Origin of the sequence: Nostoc sp. S13, from assembly GCF_029379315.1 — a bacterium.
Lineage (GTDB): Bacteria > Cyanobacteriota > Cyanobacteriia > Cyanobacteriales > Nostocaceae > Nostoc.
This window is the reverse complement of the sequence record NZ_JAQYWQ010000011.1, coordinates 14,702-40,232: the sequence shown is the minus strand read 5'-3', so window position 1 is coordinate 40,232 and position 25,531 is coordinate 14,702. Positions and strand designations below refer to the sequence as shown.

The following is a 25,531-nucleotide window of genomic DNA, read 5'->3' as shown; positions in this document are numbered from 1 at the left end:
TCATTCTGTATCTAGCTTCCCTCTCCAATATATCGGAGAGGGATTGAGGGTGAGGTAAGCTAGGGACATAAATTGTATATTATTTAATTCTTATTCCTTAGTAGTTGCTGAAAGAACCTTTTAAACTTTAATTTTGCTTTGGACGCAATTAATTGCCGAAGCGATCGCGATCGCTTCGGCAAAAATCAATACCTAAGAAACCATTTCTTAGGAGGCAGAAGTAACCCACATTTAAAAGCATGGGACTTAGGCTGTGGACGAGCGTAGACGCAAAGTAGCTCATCGCTCGTCAAATCGTCGAAGAAACCCACTGCGGAAAACTGAGTTTTAGCTCTGTTATGGGTGAGGATACAGAATTCTTCATTGAAATTCCCGTGTAAATTTTTGCCCTTAGAAAGGGTTTCACACTAGATATTCTTCTCAATAAATTAATTTTAAGCATTTGCTGACGCAAACGCTCACGTCCCCTTACCAAGGGGAGGTGTGTTAGGGACTTTTGCAAGAGGTCTAATGAATTCTCAATTCCCCAATGACTGCGAACTCCATTAGCAAACTGTTGAGCATTGTCTTTTAGACTGCTAATAAAATAACGAGTTTCAACCGTTGTTTTATCATCTAATTTTCAGACTGATTCTATCAGACCAACACTTTTCAATTTTGACCAGGCTGAATCTGGATCAAACCGCTACTGAATCTCAGATAACATTAGATAATTGCGAATTTCATGGCGACCATGCCCTACTTCTTGTGTTTCTTAAATATTTAGATGCGTTCGCCGTGGATGCTCCCCCAACAATGTCGTTCTGTTTTGTATCGTTTTTGTACCCCCTGAACGGTTACGTTTAGGATGAGTTTTTATATGAACTTTATCTGAAAAAAGTATTAGTTATATAGATTTTTTATACATAAAATTCAAACTATTATGGTTTATATATCAGAAATGAGTCAGTAAATCTCAGGCTTTAACTCAGTTAGCAATGGAGTTAGATAAATATACCAGTCTGACGCTGGCAAGCTTTGACCTTCCTCGCTGATGTGGGTGTAGGAAATATTTAACTAATAAAAAAGTGGCTTTTATTGAAAAATGAAGGAGGATTAGTCGTGGTAGCAATCGATATAGCACCGTTAGAAAACAGCCTGGGATTTCTAGCTTTAGGAGCTTATATTCTCACCTTAATGCCCACGAATCTCAGAATCATTTTTCCTCAAACTAAACAAGCCAACCTTCCCAAATGGCTGTTAAAATATCGACGACTTATCGGTATTCTGGCTTTCTGCTTGGCTTTGCTTCACGGTTTCCTCTTAATGAAAAAGAGAGACCTTGATTTTTCAGATCCCAATACCTATTGGATTTATAGCCAAGGTGTATCTACCTTCATAATTTTTAGCCTATTGGCAATTACTTCTAATGACTGGAGTGTCAAAAGACTGAAAAAAAATTGGAAGCGATTACATACCCTGACTTACTTAGCTATGTTCCTGCTCACTTGGCACGTTTGGGACAAAATGTTAGAGCATTGGAGCTATTTAACCCCGATTGGGCTAGTAGGGATTGTCACGACAACCCTTTTATTTCTGATGCGACGCTGGATTGAACATCGGAATAAACAACAAAAAGCGAAAGGAAAAGCGTTCTCATCTCAAATTCCAGAAAAAATTACTCTATAGTACCGCTAGTCTCCGACACCGTTAGGCAGTGGGTGCAAGTCAGATTATTCTCCCACTCGCACAAGGAATGTCCTGTTATGAGATCGAAAAAAATTACCTGGAAATCTTCAGCAGCATTGGCAATCAGCACCCTAATGATCTTGGTTGGTAGTAGCAGTTGTGCTAGCCTATTGTCTTCCTTCCGAAACGCTAGTATTGCTACTATCTCTGTTGCAACCATTCAACCTTTACGTTCTGTCCAAGGAAATTCAACTTGGGTTTACGCGATCGCAATCAGCCCTGATGGACGCTTTCTCGCCAGTGGCAGTTACGATAAAAAAATTAAAATTTGGGATCTGTCTAGTAACACCTTACTCCATACTTTAGAAGGACACGGCAATGCAGTGGTAAGCCTTGCCATCAGTCCAGATAGCAAGCTGCTTGCTAGTGGCAGTTGGGATAACCGTATTAAACTCTGGAATTTAGAGACGGGGCAACTGCTTCGTACTCTAAATGGCCATACAGATGATGTAGAAGCCGTTGCCATCAGCCCCAACGGAAAGTGGTTAGCCAGTGGAAGTGCTGACACAACCATCCGCATCTGGAACGTGCAGACTGGCGTACAAGTTCATCAGTTATCGGATGGAAAGTGGGTAAGAACTGTTGCTTTTAGTCCGGATGGGCAGACCTTAGCTAGTGGCAATGAGGGTGGTACACTCAAAATTTGGCGGCTCATGGATGGTGCTGTTCTAAAAACCCTGAATGCTCATTCACAAGCCGTCCGCTCAGTGACTTTTAGCCCTGATGGACGGACTTTAGCGAGTGGCAGTGCTGATCGGACAGTCAAACTCTGGCAAATGCCCACTGGTAAATTGTTGCACTCCCTAATTGGACATGATGGAGTTGTGTGGTCAGTGGCTTTCAGTCCTGATGGCAAGAGATTAGCTAGTGGTAGCAATGATAGCACTATCAAGTTATGGGGGTTGCCTGAAGGTAAACTTTTGGAGAATTTGATCGGGCATGAGCGAGGCGTGCGGTCAGTAGTTTTCAGACCGCATGGAAACATGATAGCCAGCAGCAGTGCCGACAAAACCATCAAACTCTGGTCTCTTCCTAAAGAGTGACAATAAGCTTTCAGAAAGTAAACAAATCTATAAGGAGTAAATCTGATGATAGACAGGGATACATCCTAGCCGACATTAATTTGACAACTAGGCTATGCCATCTCTGCTTACAAAAGTGTCAAAGCTGTCAAAATCACTTTCTTTTGATAAGTTTATCGAAATCTAAAGTGCAGATTGCTTTAACGCAATAGTCATTCAATCAATTAACTTTACCTTAATTAAGGAGCATCATATGAGTGGATTTGGTCACGGTTCCGTCGGCACACGAGAACAAGCATTTACACATTTACTGCCTTTAAGAGAAAAAAGCTACCCGACCCATGAACTATTAGAACTTGCCAACAGCATGAAGTCAGAGCCTGATAGCGTGAAAGATGGTCCTGATCCTGAAGAAAATTTGCTGTTACCAGCAGGTTATACATACTTTGGTCAGTTCATCGATCACGATCTCACCTTTGATAACACATCATCTTTAAACCCAGTAGATATTGGTTCTCAAGATCGTTTGCCAAGTAATTTACGAACTCCACGCTTTGATTTGGATTCCTTATATGGTGATGGTCCTGATGCTCAACCTTTTATGTACGCTGAGGATGGGGCTACTCTTTTATATAAAAATGGTACTGAAAATCAGGTTAAACCTAGTGCCAGTAATACAAAGCTAGTTGAAGACTTTAAACATCAGGCAGATCAAGACCTACTGCGTAGCCCCAATGGTCGCGCGATTGTTGGTGACAAACGTAATGATGAAAACTCGATCATTAGTCAAATTCAATTGTCTTTTGTCAAGTATCATAATGCAGTAGTAGCAAAGCTCAAACAAAACAATCACAGACTGCAAGACGATCAGAAACTGACGGGTACTGCTTTGTTTGAAGCAGCACAAAACGAAGTACGCTGGGCTTATCAAAAGATAGTCATAGAAGACTTTTTGCCGCGCATTGTTAGTGCGGATGTTCTAGAAGGTCTAAAAGGTAAAACTCGTGACCAACGCGCCCAAAACTATGCTCTTTATACAGAAGACAAACGCGAGAATTTACCCCGCGAATTTGTAGTAGCAGCTTACCGCTTTGGACATTCTGGAGTACGCTTTGGTTATCGCCTCAACAAAGATAAAAAGTTTAGCATTTTCCCGGATAGTAAAAGTTCCAACCGAGACGATGACAGTTTGTTAGGATTCGAGCCACTGCCGAGTCATCATGTCATTGAAAATTGGGCGCGCTTTTTCCCGTTTACAGGCCCAGGAGTGTTGCCTAATGAGCTTCGTGACAAGCCTGCTGGTGATACCAATCCAGAAGTACGCTTACAACTAGCTTACAAAATTGATTCCAACTTGGTTGACCCACTTGGCGTTTTACCGTCCCCTGTATTGCCAACAAGCCAGAATGTTGGAGGGGTGATTAAAGAAGTTGAGGATACAATCAGCCCTGACACCTTGCCAGACACAAAAGTAGTACCACCACGTCCATCACTGGCACTGCTTAATTTATTGCGGGGCAACAACTACAGAATACAAGGCGGGCAACAGATTGTCAAAGCTTTACAAGAAAAAGGTTTTACTCAAGCTACCGCTCTCACATCAGATCAACTTAGCGTGCGACGACCTCATGTAGTGAACGACAAAATAGTAGACGGTGAATTCGTGTTTGAGCCAGTTACTAAGAGTTTTCAAAAGGATACCCCACTCTGGTTTTACATCTTAGCTGAGGCTCAAGCTCCTTTAGTAGATCACTTTGGTGTGGGAAAAAGTTTTTCCGAAAATGAGTTACTCAATGGTGTTGGCGCTAAAACTCAACTAGGTTGGGTAGGTGGTCGGATTGTAGCCGAGGTATTTTATGGACTTTTAGATTCTGATCACGAATCTTATATTAATAAAGCACCTGAAGGTTGGAAGCCAATTTTAGCTGGTGATCCAGTTATCTTTGCTAACCTACTCAAATTTGCTGGCCAAAATATTGAACCACCTCCAACCAGCACAAGCACTTACGAAAACTCAGATTATTGCTGATGGTAAAAATGATAATTATGCAATCTGTTTTTGCTTGCTTGTGACTAGTTCGGTATTAGTCAATTTTAGGGCTTGCTCACAAATTCTGAGAACTTGCATATACCTAAATATAGCAATGGTCGGGCTATACCGACCCTCGAACTATTTCTGCTTTGAAAGATGTATTGACAAAATAAAGATTTCAGGTAGATAGGTGCTGAACCATTTTGTGGTGATCGCATGGAAGTGCAAACTTCTCAAGTTTTTTCTGTCAATCAATGCCAGCGCCATAGCACAGTGATCGATATTATAGGGTTTGTAGACCGTTAGGGAAATTATGAATTATGAATTTTGTTTTGGATCATTCATAATTCATTTATTTTCTCTACTCCCCAATCTCAAATTTTATGGATTCAAATCCAGCATTGTGTGCAGCGATCGCAAATCAGATTACCACCACTCCTCAACAACGAATTACTTTTGCACAATTCATGGACATGGTACTATACCACCCTGACCATGGCTACTATTCCAGCGATGCAGTCAAAATTGGCTTTCAGGGTGGTGATTTTTTTACCTCTCCAAATCTCTGTGCTGACTTTGGCGAGTTGCTAGCAGAACAATTTTTGCAAATGTGGGAGATTTTAGGAAAACCTGTACCCTTTTCTTTGGTAGAAATGGGAGCAGGGCAAGGATTGCTGGCATTGCATATCCTTAAATATCATCAGCTACGCTACCCAGATTTTTTTACGGCACTGGAGTACGTCATTGTTGAAAAGTCCCCAACTTTAAGACAAGAACAACAGCAGCGCTTGCAAGATTTACCCGTGCGTTGGTGCAATCTAGAGGATATACCACCTAATGCGATCACAGGCTGCTTTTTTTCTAATGAGTTAGTAGATGCGTTTCCCGTGCATCAATTCATTCTAGAAACGGAAGAACTGCGAGAAATATATGTAACCACAGATAAGAATGAGAAAGAAAGCAATGCCCCATGCCCATCATTTGTAGAAGTCACAGGGGAACCTTCAACGCCCCAACTGGCTGAATATTTGGATTTACTGGGAATCAACTTTGCCCAAAGTGCATATCCAGATGGTTATCGCAGTGAAATTAATTTGGCTGCTTCAGACTGGTTGAGTATAGTAGCAGACCGCTTACAGCGCGGCTATGTGTTAACAATTGATTATGGCTACCCCGCAAGTCGTTACTATAATCCCAGGCGATCGCAAGGAACGCTACAGTGTTATTATCACCACCGTTTCCATGACAACCCTTATATCAATATTGGGCGACAAGATATCACTGCCCATGTTGATTTTACGGCTTTGGAACGTTGGGGCCACAAGTACAATTTAAAGAATGTTGGTTTTATTCAGCAGGGATTATTTTTGATGGCGTTGGGTTTAGGCGAACGGCTAAGCCGCGTCTTCGACGAACGTATTGCTGCACTTTCTTTTCAACAGCAACCCCTCTCCCAGTTACTAAAGCGGCGGGATGCACTACACCAGCTTATAGATCCCACCGGACTGGGCGGCTTTGGAGTCCTAGTTCAGAGCAAAGGTCTCGACAAGACAGAAATTTATCAACCACTAAAAGGATTGACTCTGCCAGAGTAAACGTAAAGAAAGAAAAGTTAAAACTCTATTTAAGAATGCAGTATCAGTCTTATTTAGACTAGCATAACAGTGATTACTCTAAAGCTAAACACACTACCAAAGTAATAATTATGTCCACTCATGACCTACTAATGCTAGTAACCTTACTTACTCCAGGTATTTTACTTTCAGTGATAATTATGGCGACTTTTGCTGCTGGTGGTTGATTGCCAGAGTTAGGAAGTAGAAAGTGGGATTTGCCATCGGATCTTAAATCTTAAATAACTACTTCCCTATTAATTTGAATCAAACATTGCGATCGCGATGTTCACGATGGTCTGTTCGCGCAGCACCTTCAAGAGTTAACCCCGAATTTATACTCGCTTTGCGAGAATCAAGCTACGTGGAATAAATCTAAAATCTAAAATTAAATGACAAAGCTAGTGGCTTGATTGCTCTTTTCAATCTAAAATCCAAAATCCAAAATCCAAAATTGTTTGACGCTGTACCAAAGGAACATGAAAAATGAAGGTCGCATTTCTGGGAACTGGACTGATGGGACTACCAATGGCTCAAAGGTTATTAGCCGCAGATATACAGCTAGTTGCCTATAATCGTACCCCAGAAAAATTAGCACCACTACAAGCAGCTGGGGCTGAAATTGTCACACATCCCCGCCACGCTATTCGTGCTGCTGAGTGCGTAATCCTCATGCTTACTAATGCCTCGGCCATTTATAATGTGTTGCTTTCAGATACTGCTTGGCAAACTCTAGAAGGGCGCACGATCATCCAAATGGGAACAATTACTCCCACAGAAAGCCAGGAAATTAGAGATGCAGTTGTTGCAGGTGGTGGTGAGTATTTAGAAGCGCCCGTATTAGGGAGTATCCCGGAAGCAAAAGCTGGCAAGTTGAGTGTTATGGTAGGTGCCCAACCAGAACAATATGAACGCCACTTAAAGTTACTCCAACATTTTGGGACAGAACCTTTACTTATAGGGCCAGTGGGATCTGCGGCGGCGCTCAAATTGGCACTAAATCAACTAATAGCTTCCCTAACAACTAGCTTTGCTCTGAGTCTAGCTTTTGTCCAGCGTCAGGGTGTCGATGTGGATGTGTTTATGCAAATATTGCGCGACAGTTCACTTTACGCACCTACTTTTGACAAAAAACTAGAACGGATGTTGGATGGCAATTATGCTAATCCCAATTTCCCCACAAAACACTTGCTTAAAGATACAGAATTGTTTATCTCTGAAGCGAAATCTCTGAGTTTGGATCTCAGCAGTATTAAAGGTGTGCGGCAAATCTTGCAAACAGCTGTAAAAATGTCATTTGCTGATGATGATTACTCATCACTATTTTCTGTAATTAAGGAATGGGGAGAAGCGATCGGGGAATAAATAGACCATGCGGTTCTGTCAACTTAAGCCTTGGTGAATGGAATAGTCTTCTCCCTACAGCCCTTTTCAAGACAGGAGACGCTGTTCGCGTTCGAGCGTCGCGAGCGTCACCTGTTGGCGTAGCGTCTCCGACAGGAGAAGGGGGGTTCCAAGAGTTGTTCGTGCAGCGTCTCCCCTTGCGAGAGGCGACAGGCGTGCAGTTTCTAACCACCCTTTTAACGTTAAGTTGACACGCATGAGTATTGCTGTGCCCTTACAACATATATGGTTCAATTAAATGAAATAGTGCTGTATGTTACTGCCCATTAATAGTAGTTGATGTTGGAGTAGTTGATGGTGACAATTGTGGAGACTCAAGCTGAGGCTGAGGTTGCGGTTGAGGATTGAGAAATTCTTGCCAAGCCTTAATTTGCTCTCGCGCCGCACTGTAAGCAGCACTACCGCGTGGAATCGATTTGGCAATGTCAATCCCTCTAGCAATATCAGACTGACCTTGAGAACGTGCTATTTCTAACAATTGCTGACTCCACTGGTCAATAGCCTGATTCGCATCCATACGTAAGATGCTATTGTTTGAAACCCCATCTGCCAGCCGTATTGCCTCAACTAAGGCTTCTGGCGTACCAGCCGCCCCCACTTCCTGGGCTTTTTTCCAGTTTTCTCTAGTGCGGATTTGACCTTCCCAGTCATTTATCGCAGCTTGTGCTTCCCCAGAAAGCGCCCTTCCCGACGAGGCAATTTGTTGAGCTGCGCCAATGGCGGCGGTGAGATTTCCACTCTGAGCCAGTTCTTGTGCCTGATCCAAGTACGGCTGGTCTTGAATTCGCTGAATCTTTCCTATCCAAGTGCGAATTTTTTTGCGTGCTTCTGGATATAATGCACGACCCTTACGGATTTCGTTGGCCTGACCGATCGCAGCTTGCAAGGAGTTAATATCCTCAAATACCGCTATCTGTTCGGCGCGTTCTAAGTAAGGTTGGTCTTCAATTGTCTCCACTTGGGCACGCCAGCGATCGATCTCTTGCCTAGCTTCTGTGCCCCTGGGATTATTAGCAGGGATGAGTTCCACTTGGGCGATCGCTGCTGTTAAATTATTCACTGTTCCCTGACTAGCCAATATTCTCGCTTTTTCTAGATTGGCAACATCTTCAATTTCCAACTGCCAACGAGCAATCAGTTGCTGTGCTTCGTTATACACTGGTCTTGAGGGATCAATTTGTTGTGCTTGGGCGATCGCAGCCTCTAAACCAGAAACATTACCTATCCAAGCACTCCTTTTAGCGTCAGCTATGGCGATAAAGTCATCTGTTTCGGCTTGTAGTTTTGCACTTTCCGGTATTTGTCTGGCAATATTCAGCGCTTCATCCGCATCCCGCTTGTCTAGTTTTGCCTGTGCCAATTCCAGCATTTTGCGTCCAAATGCGGGAATCGCTTCCTGAGCTTTTTCGTAAAGGTAACTTTCCTGCTGTATAGACTCGGCTAGCTTGATCGCTTCTAATAAATTATCGACTACTTTACTACTTGCTAAGTTTTCAGCTTTTCCTAACTTATCGCCATCTTCCCGCGCACTGGCAATTAAACGATTCAATTGGTCGTATTTAGTACTCGCCCAGTATTGATTGTCTACGCGCAGCATTTTAGCCGATAACATGAATGCCGATTGCCAGTGCCGTTCTCGCACTTCAGCGATCGCACCGTTGTATGTAGCTTCTGCCTTTGACCAAATCAACTGCCATTTGCCAATTTGCTCATCGACTAATTTATAAGCCGCCACGTCTTGGGGTATTTTCTGAGCAGTAGCGATCGCTTCATCTAAATTCCCAGTTTGGAAACTTTGATCAGCTAACTTCAAAATATCCCGCGACCATTCTTCCATGAAACGATCAATTTCTCCATGCAACGGGTGATTTTGTGGTAGTTGCTTCACCAGAGCGATCGCTTGCAATAAGTCGTTCACTGTCTCTTTAGAAGCCGCCAACTGAGCGCAGTGTAGCCGCACAGAAGCACTAGCTAGGGGCCAGAAAATCGAGGGACAGTTAGGGGCAGCTGGCAACTTCAGCAGTATTGCCATTGCCAGCAATCCTACACTGCCGGGAATTAACATTAGCAATACTGACCACAATACCCAGCTTTTCATCCAGCGTGGCCATTTCCCAGAACTTTTACTGAGTTGGGCAGTTTCTTCTGAATGACTATTTATAAGTAATCCTTCCGTATTGTTTTTTTTTCGCCGCTTCACAGACTTGGAGGTAGAACCAGTAGCTGGAACACCAAATGGTTGAGTTTCACCCAATTCTTCGGTTCGGGATAATCTTGCGTTTTGATCTGGCTCTCTTCCACTGGCTGAAGACCAACTGTCTGGAATATCCCGCTCTGTCATCTCTCACACCAAAATAATTGAATAGCGCTCTGTTTTAGATCGATAATTCCATTCTTGACATAGTAACTTTCTCGTGATTAAAAAGCTACTTTTTGATTATCTCTCTCCACAGAATACCATTATCAATCTCAAAATTAGTGCTGTTTTATACTTTATCCTGAAACAGGAGATTCAGCTTGCAAATCGGCAATGAGTTGAGCTAAGTGATCGCTATTTGCCTGGTAAACACTGCCGCAAAAGTCGCAAGTTGCTTCAGCGCCATCATCTTTAATAATCATATCTTGCAGTTCGGCTTCTCCCAAAATCTTCAGTGCCCTCAAAACACGATCAAAAGAACAACCACAGTGGAAGCGCAGCATTTGACGTTCAGGAAAGATTGCCAACCCCATGTCTCCCAACAGGTCGCTAAAGATTTCAGTCAAAGTCTTCCCAGCTTGCAACAATGGCGTAAATCCTGCTAGACCAGCTACCCGTGATTCCAACCTTTCTACTAAAGCTTCGTCTCTGGCAGCTTTCGGTAACACTTGTACCAGTAATCCTCCAGCCGCAGTTACTCCACCTGCTCCCACGAACACACCTAAAACTAAAGCTGAAGGTGTTTGTTCAGAATTCACCAGATAATGAGCCACATCATCGCCAATTTCACCAGAAACTAGTTCAACAGTACTAGAGTAGGGATAACCATAACCGATATCCCGTACAACGTAGAGGTAGCCGTCACCCACCGCACCACCAACATCTAGCTTACCTTTGGCATTGGGAGGCAATTCTACAGATGGATTCCCGACATATCCGCGTACTGTGCCATCTAAGCCTGCATCTACCAATATGCCGCCCAAAGGCCCATCGCCCTTCACCCGAACGTTAACCCTTGACCCAGTTCGCTTCATGCTAGAAGCCATTAACAGTCCTGCCGCCATAGTCCGACCTAGTGCTGCCGTTGCCACATAGGAAAGCTTGTGGCGTCCCCGTGCTTCTTCTGTTAAACGTGTGGTGATCACACCTACGGCACGAATTCCACCTTCGGCTGCTGTTGCACGAATTAACTGATCCGCCATGAATAACCTTACATTTCTTAACAAGTTGACTTTTTCTATTCTAAGTTCTCTGCCGATAGAAAAGTGACGCTGTAATAATCAGTGATTGTATTTGCAATATTAGAAATAGTGATGTCTTACCTTTAGGTAATCGTATAAAATGCTGGGTAATTTTCAACAAAGCCAACTGCGAATCGAAATCGAAGCATCAACAGAAGCAATTCGTGACAGTCTGCTGCATCCGGTGCAACTAGAAAAATGGCTCTTAGGGCAACGCTTTGCGCCAGGAATGCCAGAAGAACTGCTTCCAGGATTCCAGTTTACTACCTGGACTGGGCCAGTCTCGATTCATCATCAAGTAGACGTTGTAAAATCCAACTGTCTCCGCTTGGTACTCAGCGGAGCCATTGACGGGTTCCATGAATGGTACTGGGGAGAAGGTTGGGTACAATCCCGCTTGGAAGGAGTTTCAATTTTGCCCTTGAATTTGGGTCAAACGCTGAGTTTGTTAAGCTTGCGTCAGTTTCTGAGAACTCAAGAGCGTTGAATCGACTGAATGTAGAGACAAGGGCGATTTTCCTTGTCTCTATGTATCTTCTCAATCAGCCGACAAATCCGTTAACAGCCTTGCTTTTCTCAAAATAAATGTCAGAACAGTCTTTTCTTTATAAATAATCTCGGCTTTAACTGATTCTGCCGGATATTGCCGAATAAGTAAGTCGGCGTTAAAAAATCAACCTAAGTCACGAAATATCAAATCAGCAAACAGGTTAGAATTAACTGATTACAGAGTTTTTATAAAACTAAACATACATCGGTTTTATTGTACCGACCTACTTATTTGGCTTTTTTACTTTGCAATTGGGAATTGTCGATGAGTGCGATCGCATCTCCCTTTTTACAACCTGATTGGCAGAAGATATTCGTCACTTTCGACTAGGCAAAGAAAGTCTGGTTAAGGATCAATGAGCATGAAGGCTAAAAAACATTTTAGTTGTATAAATAATCTCGCAAAAAATCTACCTAGCGTTAGCGTGACGACCAAGATTTGGAGATATCCAAAAAATAAAAGCTCTCTTCCGTTTCAATGATATTTTTGGCAAAACTCCCCTAATTTTGGCGTTTTCGCCTTGGAGGGGGAAAACGAAAGCTTTTGCTTTGATTACTAAATAAGTGCCTTGCCTGTATGTTGTTAGTATGTTAATATCCAGCTAAAGCTAAATAACAATTAGCGCGTTTTAGTACAAACATCAAATCTTTATAATTTTCCTTTAAAATTTTATCCTTTCTTCATTTATTTGCAAAAAATTTGTATAATGAATAAAGTTTTTTTCCATTAATCAATAATTAACCAAAATCAAACACTTTTGTATTAAAATAATTTATATCTTATCAAGTAAATATTGTATAAAATAATTACAGAAAAACCTTATTAGATAATAATACTTATTCAAAAATACAGAATGCAAATTTTAAATTAGATCACTTTATTTAAGTACAACTCGTATAAAAATGTTGTTTAATTTGTTTTATATATCTTTAATTCTGTGAACCTGCGTTACTTTACCAGTATTAATACGTGATAGATTTTATTTATATATTTTTAGACAAAACTAAGCTTTTAGAGTGCTATATTTATATCAAAATATATTGATGTCTGCAATTTTTTGATAAATAAAAACTTATTTTTAATTTAATTTGTATAAATAATAACTATGTAGTATTTTTTGTGCATAGTTGTATTACATGTTTCTTAAACACTTTGTTGCTTGATATTTTTAGCAAGAGCCGTATAATATTTTTAAAGACACAGAAAAGTTACTAAATATACACTTTAAGTTTATATTTATTACTTTGGAGTGACTTTACTTTAATCCCAACAATGAAGCGAGAAATAAAATCATGGAAAACACATTGTTTACTGCATTAAGCGCCAACGAAGAAGCCAATCTCTCTGGCGGTATTTCTTATACGTACAAGTATAATACGTCTAAAAAAATTACGTTGACTGGTGGTAGTGGCGGCAAGGGCGGCGATGGCGGCAAGGGCGGCCCTGGCATCGATAATACCGGTAAGGGCAGTGTTACTGTTAAAGATAAAGGCACTGTTACCGGTGGAGTTGGTGGAAGGGGTGGATATGGTGGAGATGGTGCACCAGCCGTTGCTCTTGATTATTAATATATAGGGTATATAGGGCAACAGGCAAACATATGAGGTTTAGTATCAGGGAAACAATAAACCTCAATATCCCATTAACCGCGCTTTTAGAGAAATAAAGCCTCACGTTTAAAAGTAATTTACTCTGTTGGCGCAGGTTAACTTGCTTTTAAACGTGTCTCAATTGCGAATCGATTTAATCCGATCCAGCTATTAGCTGTTTCTTTATCGCAGTAATCCTAGCATAGGTTTATTGTTACCGATCTACTTTTCTTAAACAAACTTAACATTGACATTACCCGCTAGCAACACGTCAATAAGTTTGAGTAGCGCTTTTTACTAAACATACTGTTCACTTTTGAGTAGTCCAGTGGCAAACAAGCATTGTTACTTGAGAAATAAGTTAAACATACCGGAATTCCCAATATTTTCTCTGTTGAGATATGGAATATAACCATTTTGGTAGGCGTTTGCTTTCGTTATTTTAAGTGAAAACACCTTTGTCAAAATTTTACTGAAGAGTGTTAATACACATTTCTTAACCATTTACTTGCTTGACCTTTTGAGTAAGAGCCGTATAATACTTCTAAGTTAGTTCAACAAACTTAACATTGACGTTGCCCGCTAGCAACACGTCGATAATCTTGAGTAGCGCTTTTTCCTAAACATACTGTTCACCTTTGAGTAGTCCAGTGGGGAAACAAGCATTGTTACTTGAGAAATTAGTTAAACATATCGGAATTCCCAATATTTTCTCTGTTGAGATATGGAATATAACCATTTTGGTAAGCGTTTGCTCTCGTTATGTTAAGTGAAAATAGCTTTGTCAAAAGTTCAAAATTGATAATTTGTAACCGAGGTTAAGTATGGAAAGCACTCAAACATCCCTAATGTTTATCTCACTAAATGAAACCGAAGAAGCAAACTTGTCTGGTGGTGTGGTTAACATTACTACTACAGTTATAAAGAACGGAGCACCCGGAAAAAACGGAGCACCTGGAAAAAACGGAGCACCTGGAGGAACTGGAGGAAACGGAGCACCTGGAGGAAACGGAGCACCTGGAGGAAACGGAGCACCTGCAATAAGAATAAAGGGAGCATCCGGGCGAAAACGTCTAAATCTACTTAAATCGATTTTGGCAAGTCTATTCTCTGAACTAGAAAGTCTATGAGAATGATAATACAACTAAACTATTAGTCAAATTTTTAACCATGCAGGGATAAAACCCTGCTATTTTTTTGGGTTTTGTGACGATGACCCACCCCAACTGTTGACATCCGCTATATCTCTAGAAAAGAGTTAATGGAGGGTTGGTCAGATAAACTCCCATAGCGCATTTTAATAGAAATACCAAATTTTTATAATTTTCCTCTAAACTTTTACTCTTTCTTCATTTATTTGCAAAAAATTTGTATAATCAACCTAATAAAGCTTTTTTCAAATTAATAAACAATTAAGCAAAATTAAACCTTTTATATTAAAATAAATTATACATGCTTAAGCTAGTGTTGTATAAAATAATTGGAATATAACATTTTTTACACAAAAATACTTATTCACAAATGGAAAATCCCCGTTTTGAGTTTGAGAAATCTATTTAAGTACAACTCGTATAAAAATGTTGTTTGTTTTGATTGACTATATCTTTGATTCTCGGGATTTTCATTACTTTTTCAGTATTAATACGTAACAGGCTTCATTTAGACATTTTTTGATAAACAAAATTAAGCTTTTATAGCTTATATCAATATATAGATTGACACCTGCGATTTTTTGATAAATAAAAAGTTCTTTTTAATTAACTTTGTATAAATAATAACTATGTAATATTTTTCCTGGGCAGGAAGAGGCTTAATATATTTTTCTTCGTCCGTAAAATAATTACTTGACCTATTTAGCAAGAGCCTTATAATACTTCTAACGGCACAAACAAGTGACTAAATATACTCTTTCACATTTATATTTAGTCACTTGGGAGTGACGTGACTTTGACAACCACAATCAAGCCAGAACTAATATTATGGAAAGCACATTGTTCACTACACTAACCGCCAACGAAGAAGTCACTTTCTCTGGGGGGAAGAATAACTCCAATAAAGGATATTATATTAAAATCTCTCTAATTAAGTCTTTTATTCAGTTAATACTTAAACTTACTAGCGGTGCTGGCGGTGCTGGCATCATAAATAGCGGCTCTGGGACTGTTATTGTTAGTGGAGGGACTATTAATGGTGGATCTGGTGGATCTACTTCAGCTAGTGTGCCAGCCACTTAACGATCATATTAGAGCAATAGGCAAACTTATGAGGTTTAGTAGAAGGGAAAGAATAAACGTAAAGACACGATTAACCGCATCTTCACTGGGTTAAAGGCTCTTAAATAAACTACCCTGTTCGAGCAGGCTAAGTTACTTTTGCGCCTGTCTTAATTTCTAATCTACTTAATCTTGGCAAGCTATTAGCTATTTGTTTGATAGCAGTGATTTTAGCATACGTTTATTGTTCCCCACATACTTTTGTTCAATAAACTTAACAAAGTCTATCAACAGTTGCCTACTAGCAACTGTTGATGAACTTAAGTAGTACTTTTCGCTAAAGATACTGCTAATCTTGAGTAGGAAAGTAAGCATTACTATTAGACTTATCCACAAATAAACCTCAAAATAGCTGAAACCCTTACATAGCTGGCTTTTTAGCTTATATAAAACAGGAACCTCTAAAACCCTCTCCAGAGCTAGGTTTCAGCCAAATAAAGTTCTCATTTCCGGATAAGTCTATTTGATAAATCAACCAGATTGATCACAATTTAGTAATTTGTGAACGATAACGAAACTCTTTTTACAGAACTTACTCTAAACGAATAAGTAAGTCTGTCTATTCGTTTAGAGTAAGTAACGAGGTGTGCAACTTTCTCTTAAACCTAACAAGAACAGCCCCTTCCCTATGTTCGCGTAGCGGTACGAAGTGCGGGAAGGGGAGCAAGACTTAAAGCCTCTCTGTGCTTGCCTAACGGCAGGCTGAGGCCAACGGGGAGAGCAATGGAAGCGGGGTTTGAAGAATAAGTCGCACATCGCGCTAAGTAAGGTGAACATACCAAAATTCCCGATATTTTCTCTGTTGAGATATGGAATAGGAGGATTTTGGTAGGCGTTTGCTCTGCTTATCTTAAGTGAAAACAGCTTTGTAAAAGGTCAAATTTTTAACCACGGAGGGATAAAACCCTCAGATTTTTTTGGGTTTTGTCAAATTCATAGTGGGTATCAGTGCCATCATCATATTTCAGGTATTCCTCAAAAGTTAGTTTGGGGTGGCTATAGTCATTGCTTCCCCTTGGAAATTTTTACCTTGGTTTGACGACTAACACCGAACAATTAGCCTCTTCTACAACTTGACTGCTAACAGAACCCTGGACAATTCGCTTCATCCCAATCAACCCCCGACTGCCAATTATAATCAAGTCAGTTTTATAAATATTGGCAAGGCGAATAATCTCTTCGGCAGGATCACCAGTTACCAGTTCTAACTCACTTGTGACTGATAACTTTTCCTGATATGATTGCAACTGTTTTTCAATATTAAAATAAGAAAATGTTGGGGACTCTGGCTGAGGACGATCAGCGGGTAGTTCCATCTCTGACTCTGGCGTGGGAAACACATGACAGAGAATAACCTTGGCATCTTTTGACAATACCAAATTATCTAAAGTCTGAATTACTCGTTCGGAAATTGCAGAACCGTCCAGAGCTACCAAAATATTCTTTAGCACCGCTCTCGTCTCCTAAAGAGTAGACCCCTTACATAAGTATGTAGCAAAATTTGTTGGCAGGTACACTAAATTAATTTTCCATCTGCTTACTTAGTTTATATAGCAGTCCGCTTTGATTTTTAAAATTATTTGCGTAGACAATGAGTAGTGAGTGGGGAGTGGGGAAGAAGCCTTTTCGGAGTGTACTGATTTTTGAAATACACGTAGGGGAGTCAGTGCGTTGCGAACTTTTCCAAAGTTGTAACAACTGGCGTTGTGTTAGCAGGAAGTACGACACCATTCCAAGCTTTTGGTGCCGTACTCTCGTCTAACATACCCTACAAGACTACTTAAATTTTTTCAAAAACAATTTACGATTCCTATATTCGAGAGCGTGCCATAGGTCGGTTTCACCCCACTTTGACGCTAGTGCATTCTACCAACTGGCATCACAGACCTTTTATCAGTTCTTTGGGGAGGTAAATCCTCCCTCAACTGCTTGCTGGCTTACCATGCAAGTAACCCCTCCGTTGAGATAGCACGGTCTTTTCCCAACCTGTGCCTAGCGTTTTCGTAGACAAGGAGAGCAAGAAGAGTGATCCGCCAAGAGCTGTCTTCTCTTCGAGATCACTCTTCTTGCTGAATTCGGCGTCGGACTGAATCAGCATGGGAAGGTAAGCCTTCTGCTGTTGCTAGCACATCAATTGCACTAGCCACATTTTGCAGTGCGGTTTGGGAGTATTGAATAATACTGGAGTGTTTGAGGAAAGTTTCAACCCCTAATGCCGAAGCATAGCGGGCAGCACCGGAAGTTGGCAAGATATGGTTAGGACCTGCCAAATAGTCTCCTATAGCTTCTGGTGTTGAGTAACCCAAAAAGATTGCCCCAGCGTGGCGAATCTGTGGTAATAATGCCCAAGGGTCTTTGATTTCTAATTCCAGATGTTCGGGGGCAAATTCATTTGAGAGTTCTGCTGCTGCTTGGAGCGATTCTACAACCACAATCAAGCCGTAGTGAGCGATCGCTTTTTCTGTGTCTATTCGCCGTGGGTGATCCACTAGCTGTCTTTCTAAGGCTAGTTGCACGTTCTTCGCCAAAGCAGCATCTGTCGTCAGCAAAATTGCTGCCGCCATTGGATCGTGTTCGGCTTGGGCCAGCAAGTCAGCAGCTACATGCACCGGATTTGCGGTTTCATCGGCAATCACCAACACTTCGCTGGGGCCTGCCAAAGAATCAATGCCGACGGTGCCATAGACAAGTTTTTTCGCTAGGGTGACATAAATGTTACCAGGCCCAGTAATCACATTCACTTTTGGAATCGTTTCTGTGCCATAGGCTAAAGCGGCGATCGCTTGTGCACCCCCAATGCGATAAATTTCTTCCACCCCTGCTTCTTGGGCAGCTACCAAGACTGCTGGATTAATTGCACCACCAGATCCAGGGGGTGTGACCATCACCACATGGGGTACAGCAGCTACCTTTGCCGGAATTGCATTCATCAGCACTGTACTGGGATAGGCGGCGCGACCACCAGGCACATACAACCCCGCTCGGTCTACGGGGGTATAGCGTTTGCCCAGCACTATTTCATCGTCGCCAAAGTGTACCCAGCTTTTCGGTACTCGCTGACGATGAAACGCTTCAATTTGGCGGCAAGCTATCCGAATTGCGCCCATCAACTCCTTTGACACCTGCTGATAGGCTGCATCTAGTTCCGAACCTGTGACTCGGAGTTCTTCTGCTTTCAGGGTTTGTTTGTCAAATTCGGCTGTGTAATGCAATACAGCTTTGTCGCCTTGGCGCTTCACTGCTTGCAAAACCTCGCGCACCGTTGCTTCTTTGTGAAGCACCTGTTCATCATGGGTGCGATCGCAGATCCGTTGTAGTTCTGCTCTGACGTCTGCCTGCTGAGTAATGATTCGCAGCATGGAGTAAGGACAATGCCAAAATTATAATATTCACACCTGAGATTTAGTATTGCTTTTGACCAACTGGGGTGTGGAAGCTGACTCTAATATCTCTTCTCTAGCTTAACCTGGATTTTTTTGATACTCTCAAGGCTGCCACTACATGGTTTGCTTGAGAAAGCAACTTAATTGCTCAGTCCGACAAGCCTCGGCAGGCTAGCGGCAGGAAGTGGGCGTGCCATTTACCACTACCTTTATGCTCTTACCCTCACTCCTTGCTCTGCATGTATTTGTACATCCAGTCCCCCGGATTTACAGGGGGGTAGGGTCTGAGCCTAATTTTTACTTATTTTCCTAGCTTTTAGTAGTTAACATGTGTACAGAGACGATATAATGTTGCTTCTATACTTTGAAACCTCTGAAATTTAGCTGTTTACAGTTACTTGCCTTTGACAATACATCCGTTTTAAGGACAGATTATATTAGACTTATCCGGAAATGAGAACTTTATTTGGCTGAAACCTAGCTCTGGAGAGGGTTTTAGAGGTTCCTGTTTTATATAAGCTAAAAAGCCAGCTATGTAAGGGTTTCAGCTATTTTGAGGTTTATTTGTGGATAGGTCTATTGGCAATCACCAAAACCTCAGTGCCGTGGAGAGCAACTACATTCACATATCGGGTAAAGAAAGGAAAAGGCGAATCTATTATCCATTTCCCGCAAGGACGATGGATAAGCAGAGGAGGTGATGAGTTAGGGTCACTATTCTATGTTGTTGATGTAGTTCATATTAACGCATTTCCGAAATTGACGACACACCAAATTCAGGACTGGGGATCAGGGAGCGGGACTAGGGACTAAATTATTCCCTAATCACCAGTACCTAATCCCCAATGAGCGAATTTATTTTTTAGGAAATTATAACATTGGCAATTTAGATGCTATATTAGTAAGTCTAGTAGTGTGTGTACATATTAATAGTATTTTTGGAATTGACTGTGGCGAATACAAAGTCTGCTCTCAAGCGTGCCGAAATCGCAGAACGTAACCGACTGCGTAATAAAGCTTACAAATCAGCAGTCAAGACGCTGATGAAGAAATACTTTAATGCTGTAGCTGTCTATGCAGCTAATCCTACCCCAGAATTAAATCAACAAGTACAGGCTCAGTTATCCGAGGCTTACGGCAAAATCGATAAAGCGATCAAACGGGGTGTGCTTCACCCTAACAATGGGGCAAGGAAAAAGTCGAGATTGGCTCATAAACTCAAACCCCTAACTCAAGCAGCATCTGCTGAATAGTCATTGGTGAGGCAGTGCGCTCTTGTGACTCAGGGAGCCAGTGCGTTACGAACTTTGCCAAAGTTAGTTGTAGCAAATGGAAAGGCTTTAGCGCATAAAGCAGTGTTAGCGAATCGGCGAATGTCCGATAAGCCAGTGCAGGCTAGAGGGTTTCCACACCACTTGTTCTATGCCTGTTAAGCCGTCTACCGCAGTGGCTCCCAATGAGCGACTGGTCTAGGTTCTGCTGAATTAAAGCAAGTGGCGGGCGTGGTTTCCCTCTTGAGCAGTTGGTGATTGTGAAGCGTATGGGTTCACATAGCTTCTCCGATGGGAGAAAAATTCAGCCAGAGGGTCATTTGTTCTTAGTCGTGATCAGAGCTAAGAACAAATGACCAATGACAAAGGACAAAGAATGCAACTGATAGATACGCACGTTCATCTCAACTTTGATAGTTTCCAGCCGGATTTAGCAACAGTGCGATCGCGGTGGCAAGAAGCAGGTGTAGTGCGTTTAGTACATTCCTGTGTTCACCCTGAGGAGTTTTCCAGTATTCAATCCCTAGCCCAAAAGTTTCCCGAAATCAGCTTTGCTGTAGGATTACATCCTTTAGATGCTGAGAAATGGAATAGCGAGACAGCCGAGAAAATCAAAACTTTAGCGAGTTCTGACTCGAATGTGGTAGCAATTGGGGAAATGGGGCTGGATTTTTATAAAGCTGATAACTATGAGCAACAGTACATGGTGTTCGAGTCACAGTTAGCGATCGCATCTGAACTCAATTTACCAGTGATTATTCACTGCCGCGATGCTGCTGTGGCAACCAGAGAAGTGTTGCAAAAATGGCGGGAACTCAAAGGAGAAAGAGTGCGGGGTGTCATGCATTGCTGGGGAGGAACGCCAGAAGAAACTCAATGGTTTCTCGATTTAGGCTTCTACATCAGCTTTAGTGGAACGGTAACGTTCAAAAACGCCAAAGCAATCCAATCTTCAGCGGCGATGGTGAGTAGCGATCGCCTACTAATTGAAACAGACTGTCCTTTCCTAGCTCCGGTTCCTAAACGGGGCGAGAAGCGCAACGAGCCTGCCTACGTACTTTATGTCGCCGAGCAAGTAGCTAAACTGCGTCAGGAAACGGTAGAGGCGATCGCCCATCAAACCACCCAAAATGCCTGTGAATTATTTGGTCTGTCCATATCAAGTCTGCCCTAGTGTGTTTTGTTAAGTTGTGCTAAAAAAAATAAAACTCTAGGGGGATAAAAATATGCTAATATTATTCCCTCAAAAACATTTTGCTTGCGCCATAATGATAAAGGAAGGAACCTAAAACTTCTCATCTGAATTTTCCGTGCTGTTATGGCTTGGCCATCCTCCAAATCTCTACAAGCGGATGCTCTCCACAGATGACTAACCGTGCCAACCAAAATTGAGCTAGACTTTTGCAAAACATCGGCTTGGTGTGTATTGAACCTATTCAAAATCGTTAAACAAAATTGCCTTGTGAGTACAATTCAGCAAAATGAAGTGATTCTGATTCAAAACCGACAAGGTACGGATCATTCCCTCAGTCTTAGGATATCTAGGATATCACTGAGAGTATAACCAACGGGGTGGATTTTAGACACACCGTTTTGAGCTGCGTCAGCAAATTAACGCGCTTTTTGGAGGGGAAGTGAGGAAAGTAGATCAAACTCAGGAATATATCAACTGTATATTCTTCTTGAATCAAGACTATAGTTGGTTTTTGGCTTCTGAGTCACCGATGAAGGGCGATTACCCCCTTGTCAAAATTGCTCATTCCAGGCAGCTTTAATTGCTGTGTTTGCCCACACCTGTAAACAGCAAGTGTGTAAGAAAAAGTTCCCAAACAGCTAAGGACACTGGCTAGCAGTGGGAAGCGTCAAACAGCAGTGTCCAAGGGAAAGAAAATTTAACCAGGTTGACAAAGGTAGAGGCATGACTAAAGAAACATATATGGAACCCGCCTTTCTGTTGCCCGACTTGATTGAAATCCAGAGGTCAAGCTTTCGCTGGTTTTTGGAAGAAGGGCTGATAGAAGAACTTAACTCCTTTAGTCCGATCACAGATTATACGGGCAAACTAGAACTGCACTTTTTGGGTCATAACTACAAACTCAAGGAGCCAAAGTACAGCGTCGAAGAAGCCAAACGGCGGGATAGTACCTATGCCGTCCAAATGTATGTTCCCACACGCCTGATTAACAAAGAAACAGGGGAAATCAAAGAGCAAGAGGTATTTATTGGGGATTTGCCTTTGATGACTGATCGCGGCACGTTTATTATTAACGGAGCCGAGCGGGTAATTGTCAACCAAATAGTGCGATCGCCAGGGGTTTATTACAAATCAGAAATAGACAAAAACGGGCGACGTACTTATTCAGCTAGCTTAATTCCCAACCGGGGAGCATGGCTGAAATTTGAAACAGACCGTAACGATTTGGTGTGGGTACGCATCGACAAAACCCGCAAACTCTCAGCGCAGGTACTCCTAAAAGCTTTAGGGTTATCAGATAACGAAATCTTTGACGCCTTACGTCATCCAGAATATTTCCAAAAAACCATCGAAAAAGAAGGGCAATTCTCTGAAGAAGAAGCCCTAATGGAGTTATATCGGAAACTGCGTCCTGGTGAACCACCTACGGTATTAGGTGGGCAACAACTCCTAGACTCCCGTTTCTTTGACCCGAAACGTTATGACCTTGGTCGCGTCGGACGCTACAAGCTCAACAAGAAATTGCGCCTTTCTGTCCCCGACACAATGCGCGTGTTGACTTCTGGCGATATATTAGCAGCTGTAGATTACCTGATCAACCTAGAATATGATATTGGTAATATCGATGACATTGACCACTTAGGTAATCGGCGCGTGAGAAGCGTCGGTGAATTGCTGCAAAACCAAGTAAGGGTAGGCTTAAATCGCCTAGAGAGAATTATTCGGGAACGGATGACCGTATCTGATGCCGAAGTACTGACCCCTGCTTCCTTGGTGAACCCCAAACCACTGGTAGCAGCAATTAAAGAATTCTTTGGTTCCAGCCAGTTGAGTCAGTTCATGGATCAAACAAATCCCCTAGCAGAACTGACCCACAAACGCCGCCTGAGTGCCCTTGGACCTGGTGGTTTAACCCGCGAACGCGCTGGGTTTGCTGTGCGGGATATTCATCCTAGTCACTATGGACGTATTTGCCCCATTGAGACACCAGAAGGCCCTAACGCCGGACTCATTGGCTCCTTAGCAACCCATGCACGGGTGAACCTGTATGGCTTCTTAGAAACGCCATTTAGACCTGTGGAAAATGGGCGAGTCAGATTTGACCTGCCTCCAGCCTACATGACAGCCGATGAAGAAGACGACCTGCGAGTTGCTCCAGGAGATATTCCTGTAGATGAAACCGGGCATATTATTGGGCCGCAAGTGCCAGTACGCTATCGGCAGGAATTCTCCACCACAACCCCAGAACAGGTGGACTACGTAGCAGTATCTCCCGTACAGATTGTGTCAGTAGCTACCAGCATGATTCCCTTTTTGGAGCATGATGACGCTAACCGAGCGCTGATGGGGTCGAACATGCAACGGCAAGCAGTACCCCTGCTCAAGCCAGAACGTCCTCTGGTGGGTACAGGTTTGGAAGCGCAAGGAGCAAGAGACTCTGGGATGGTGGTTGTATCGCGCACCGATGGCGATGTCACCTATGTGGATGCCACAGAAATTCGCGTCCGTCCTAAACCTAGCACTCCAGAAATTAAGTACACCCTTTCCAAGTACCAACGCTCAAACCAAGATACCTGTTTAAATCAGAAGCCTCTCGTCCGCATTGGTGAACGTGTTGTTGCTGGTCAGGTGCTGGCTGATGGCTCCTCCACCGAAGGTGGTGAGTTGGCGCTAGGACAAAATATTGTAGTTGCTTATATGCCTTGGGAAGGCTACAACTACGAAGACGCAATTTTAATTTCTGAAAGACTGGTGCAGGATGATGTCTACACCTCAATTCACATTGAAAAATATGAAATTGAAGCTAGACAGACAAAACTGGGGCCAGAAGAAATCACCAGAGAAATTCCCAACGTCGGGGAAGATGCCTTGCGTCAGTTGGATGAACAGGGAATCATTCGCATTGGGGCATGGGTAGAAGCTGGTGACATCTTGGTAGGAAAAGTCACGCCCAAAGGTGAATCTGACCAACCGCCAGAAGAAAAACTGTTGCGTGCCATTTTCGGTGAAAAAGCCCGAGATGTGCGGGACAATTCTCTGCGAGTACCAAACGGTGAAAAAGGTCGCGTAGTTGATGTGCGCTTGTTTACTCGTGAACAAGGCGATGAACTGCCACCAGGAGCCAATATGGTAGTCCGGGTGTATGTTGCTCAAAAACGCAAAATCCAAGTTGGTGACAAGATGGCAGGACGCCACGGTAATAAAGGGATTATTTCTCGGATATTGCCGGCGGAAGATATGCCTTATTTGCCTGATGGTTCACCAGTGGACATTGTACTTAACCCCTTGGGTGTACCCAGTCGGATGAATGTCGGACAAGTATTTGAGTGCCTCTTGGGTTGGGCTGGTCAGACCTTGGGAGTACGATTTAAGATTACTCCCTTTGACGAAATGTACGGTGAAGAGTCATCCCGCCGAATCGTGCATGGCAAATTGCAAGAAGCACGAGACGAAACAGGCAAAGACTGGGTATATAACCCAGATAATCCAGGCAAAATCATGGTGTATGACGGTCGTACAGGCGAACCCTTTGACCGAGCAATCACTATCGGTGTGGCTTACATGCTGAAGCTGGTGCATTTGGTGGATGATAAGATCCACGCTCGTTCCACAGGCCCTTACTCCCTGGTGACTCAGCAACCGTTGGGTGGTAAAGCACAACAAGGTGGTCAACGGTTTGGAGAAATGGAAGTGTGGGCATTGGAAGCCTTTGGTGCAGCTTACACCTTACAGGAATTGCTCACAGTTAAATCTGACGACATGCAAGGACGGAATGAAGCGTTAAATGCGATCGTTAAAGGCAAAGCAATTCCTCGACCTGGAACCCCAGAGTCCTTTAAGGTGCTAATGCGCGAGTTGCAATCATTGGGGTTAGACATTGCCGTACATAAGGTAGAAACCCAAGCAGACGGCAGTTCCCTAGATGTGGAAGTCGATTTGATGGCAGACCAATCAGCCCGTCGCACACCTCCTAGACCCACCTATGAATCTCTTTCCCGCGAATCGCTGGAAGAAGACGAATAAGGAGTGCTGA

16 protein-coding genes are annotated in these 25,531 nt (G+C 42.6%); 12 read left to right on the top strand and 4 right to left on the bottom strand.

The features are described 5' to 3' along the window. The first annotated feature begins 1,101 nt into the window (after positions 1 to 1,101). The 5 genes from PUQ00_RS06055 to PUQ00_RS06035 all read left to right on the top strand — a co-directional run bounded on the left by PUQ00_RS06055 (position 1,102) and on the right by PUQ00_RS06035 (position 7,760). Complete coding sequence (locus PUQ00_RS06055) at positions 1,102 to 1,668, top strand: ferric reductase-like transmembrane domain-containing protein (protein ID WP_300414174.1); 567 nt, start codon at positions 1,102 to 1,104, stop codon at positions 1,666 to 1,668. 77 nt (positions 1,669 to 1,745) lie between these two features. Further along, complete coding sequence (locus PUQ00_RS06050; protein WP_300414172.1) at positions 1,746 to 2,771, top strand: WD40 repeat domain-containing protein; 1,026 nt, start codon at positions 1,746 to 1,748, stop codon at positions 2,769 to 2,771. Positions 2,772 to 3,003: 232 nt separating this feature from the next. Then, a complete protein-coding gene (locus PUQ00_RS06045) occupies positions 3,004 to 4,779 on the top strand; it encodes a peroxidase family protein (protein WP_300414171.1) in 1,776 nt (591 codons plus the stop codon). Positions 4,780 to 5,165: 386 nt separating this feature from the next. Then, a complete protein-coding gene (locus PUQ00_RS06040; RefSeq protein WP_300414169.1) occupies positions 5,166 to 6,377 on the top strand; it encodes a class I SAM-dependent methyltransferase in 1,212 nt (403 codons plus the stop codon). A gap of 504 nt (positions 6,378 to 6,881) precedes the next feature. After that, entirely contained in the window at positions 6,882 to 7,760 is an 879-nt protein-coding gene (locus tag PUQ00_RS06035) for an NAD(P)-dependent oxidoreductase (protein ID WP_300414167.1), read from the top strand. 295 nt (positions 7,761 to 8,055) lie between these two features. On the opposite strand, the gene PUQ00_RS06030 is transcribed toward PUQ00_RS06035, so the two are convergent. Beyond that, entirely contained in the window at positions 8,056 to 10,140 is a 2,085-nt protein-coding gene (locus tag PUQ00_RS06030) for a chromosome segregation ATPase (protein ID WP_300414165.1), read from the bottom strand. 152 nt (positions 10,141 to 10,292) lie between these two features. Beyond that, positions 10,293 to 11,198 carry an Hsp33 family molecular chaperone HslO gene (gene hslO / locus PUQ00_RS06025; protein ID WP_300414163.1) on the bottom strand — a complete coding sequence of 302 codons (906 nt, stop codon included), beginning with the start codon at positions 11,196 to 11,198 and terminating at the stop codon, positions 10,293 to 10,295. 139 nt (positions 11,199 to 11,337) lie between these two features. Here hslO and PUQ00_RS06020 point away from each other — a divergent pair, with 139 nt between their 5' ends. From PUQ00_RS06020 to PUQ00_RS06005, 4 genes are all read left to right on the top strand, one after another. Then, complete coding sequence (locus PUQ00_RS06020) at positions 11,338 to 11,724, top strand: hypothetical protein (RefSeq protein WP_300414161.1); 387 nt, start codon at positions 11,338 to 11,340, stop codon at positions 11,722 to 11,724. Positions 11,725 to 13,079: 1,355 nt separating this feature from the next. After that, positions 13,080 to 13,355 carry a hypothetical protein gene (locus PUQ00_RS06015; protein ID WP_300414159.1) on the top strand — a complete coding sequence of 92 codons (276 nt, stop codon included), beginning with the start codon at positions 13,080 to 13,082 and terminating at the stop codon, positions 13,353 to 13,355. Positions 13,356 to 14,200: 845 nt separating this feature from the next. Next, the gene (locus PUQ00_RS06010; protein ID WP_300414157.1) at positions 14,201 to 14,506 is read left to right on the top strand and encodes a hypothetical protein; all 306 of its coding nucleotides are present in this window, start codon (positions 14,201 to 14,203) and stop codon (positions 14,504 to 14,506) included. Between the two features lie 849 nt (positions 14,507 to 15,355). Beyond that, complete coding sequence (locus PUQ00_RS06005; protein WP_300414154.1) at positions 15,356 to 15,610, top strand: hypothetical protein; 255 nt, start codon at positions 15,356 to 15,358, stop codon at positions 15,608 to 15,610. 1,064 nt (positions 15,611 to 16,674) lie between these two features. On the opposite strand, the gene PUQ00_RS06000 is transcribed toward PUQ00_RS06005, so the two are convergent. Both PUQ00_RS06000 and hisD read right to left on the bottom strand, forming a co-directional pair. Further along, positions 16,675 to 17,100, bottom strand: a complete 426-nt coding sequence (locus tag PUQ00_RS06000) for a universal stress protein (protein ID WP_300414148.1) — start codon at positions 17,098 to 17,100, stop codon at positions 16,675 to 16,677. A 606-nt stretch (positions 17,101 to 17,706) separates the two neighbouring features. After that, a complete protein-coding gene (gene hisD / locus PUQ00_RS05995; protein WP_300414146.1) occupies positions 17,707 to 19,008 on the bottom strand; it encodes a histidinol dehydrogenase in 1,302 nt (433 codons plus the stop codon). A 974-nt stretch (positions 19,009 to 19,982) separates the two neighbouring features. On the opposite strand from hisD, the gene rpsT reads away from it, so the two are divergent. The 3 genes from rpsT to rpoB all read left to right on the top strand — a co-directional run bounded on the left by rpsT (position 19,983) and on the right by rpoB (position 25,521). Continuing rightward, complete coding sequence (rpsT, locus tag PUQ00_RS05990) at positions 19,983 to 20,285, top strand: 30S ribosomal protein S20 (protein WP_300414144.1); 303 nt, start codon at positions 19,983 to 19,985, stop codon at positions 20,283 to 20,285. Between the two features lie 394 nt (positions 20,286 to 20,679). Further along, complete coding sequence (locus PUQ00_RS05985) at positions 20,680 to 21,477, top strand: TatD family hydrolase (protein ID WP_300414257.1); 798 nt, start codon at positions 20,680 to 20,682, stop codon at positions 21,475 to 21,477. Between the two features lie 744 nt (positions 21,478 to 22,221). After that, positions 22,222 to 25,521, top strand: coding sequence for a DNA-directed RNA polymerase subunit beta (gene rpoB / locus PUQ00_RS05980; protein WP_300414142.1), 3,300 nt, complete (start codon positions 22,222 to 22,224; stop codon positions 25,519 to 25,521). The last annotated feature ends 10 nt before the right edge of the window (positions 25,522 to 25,531 follow it).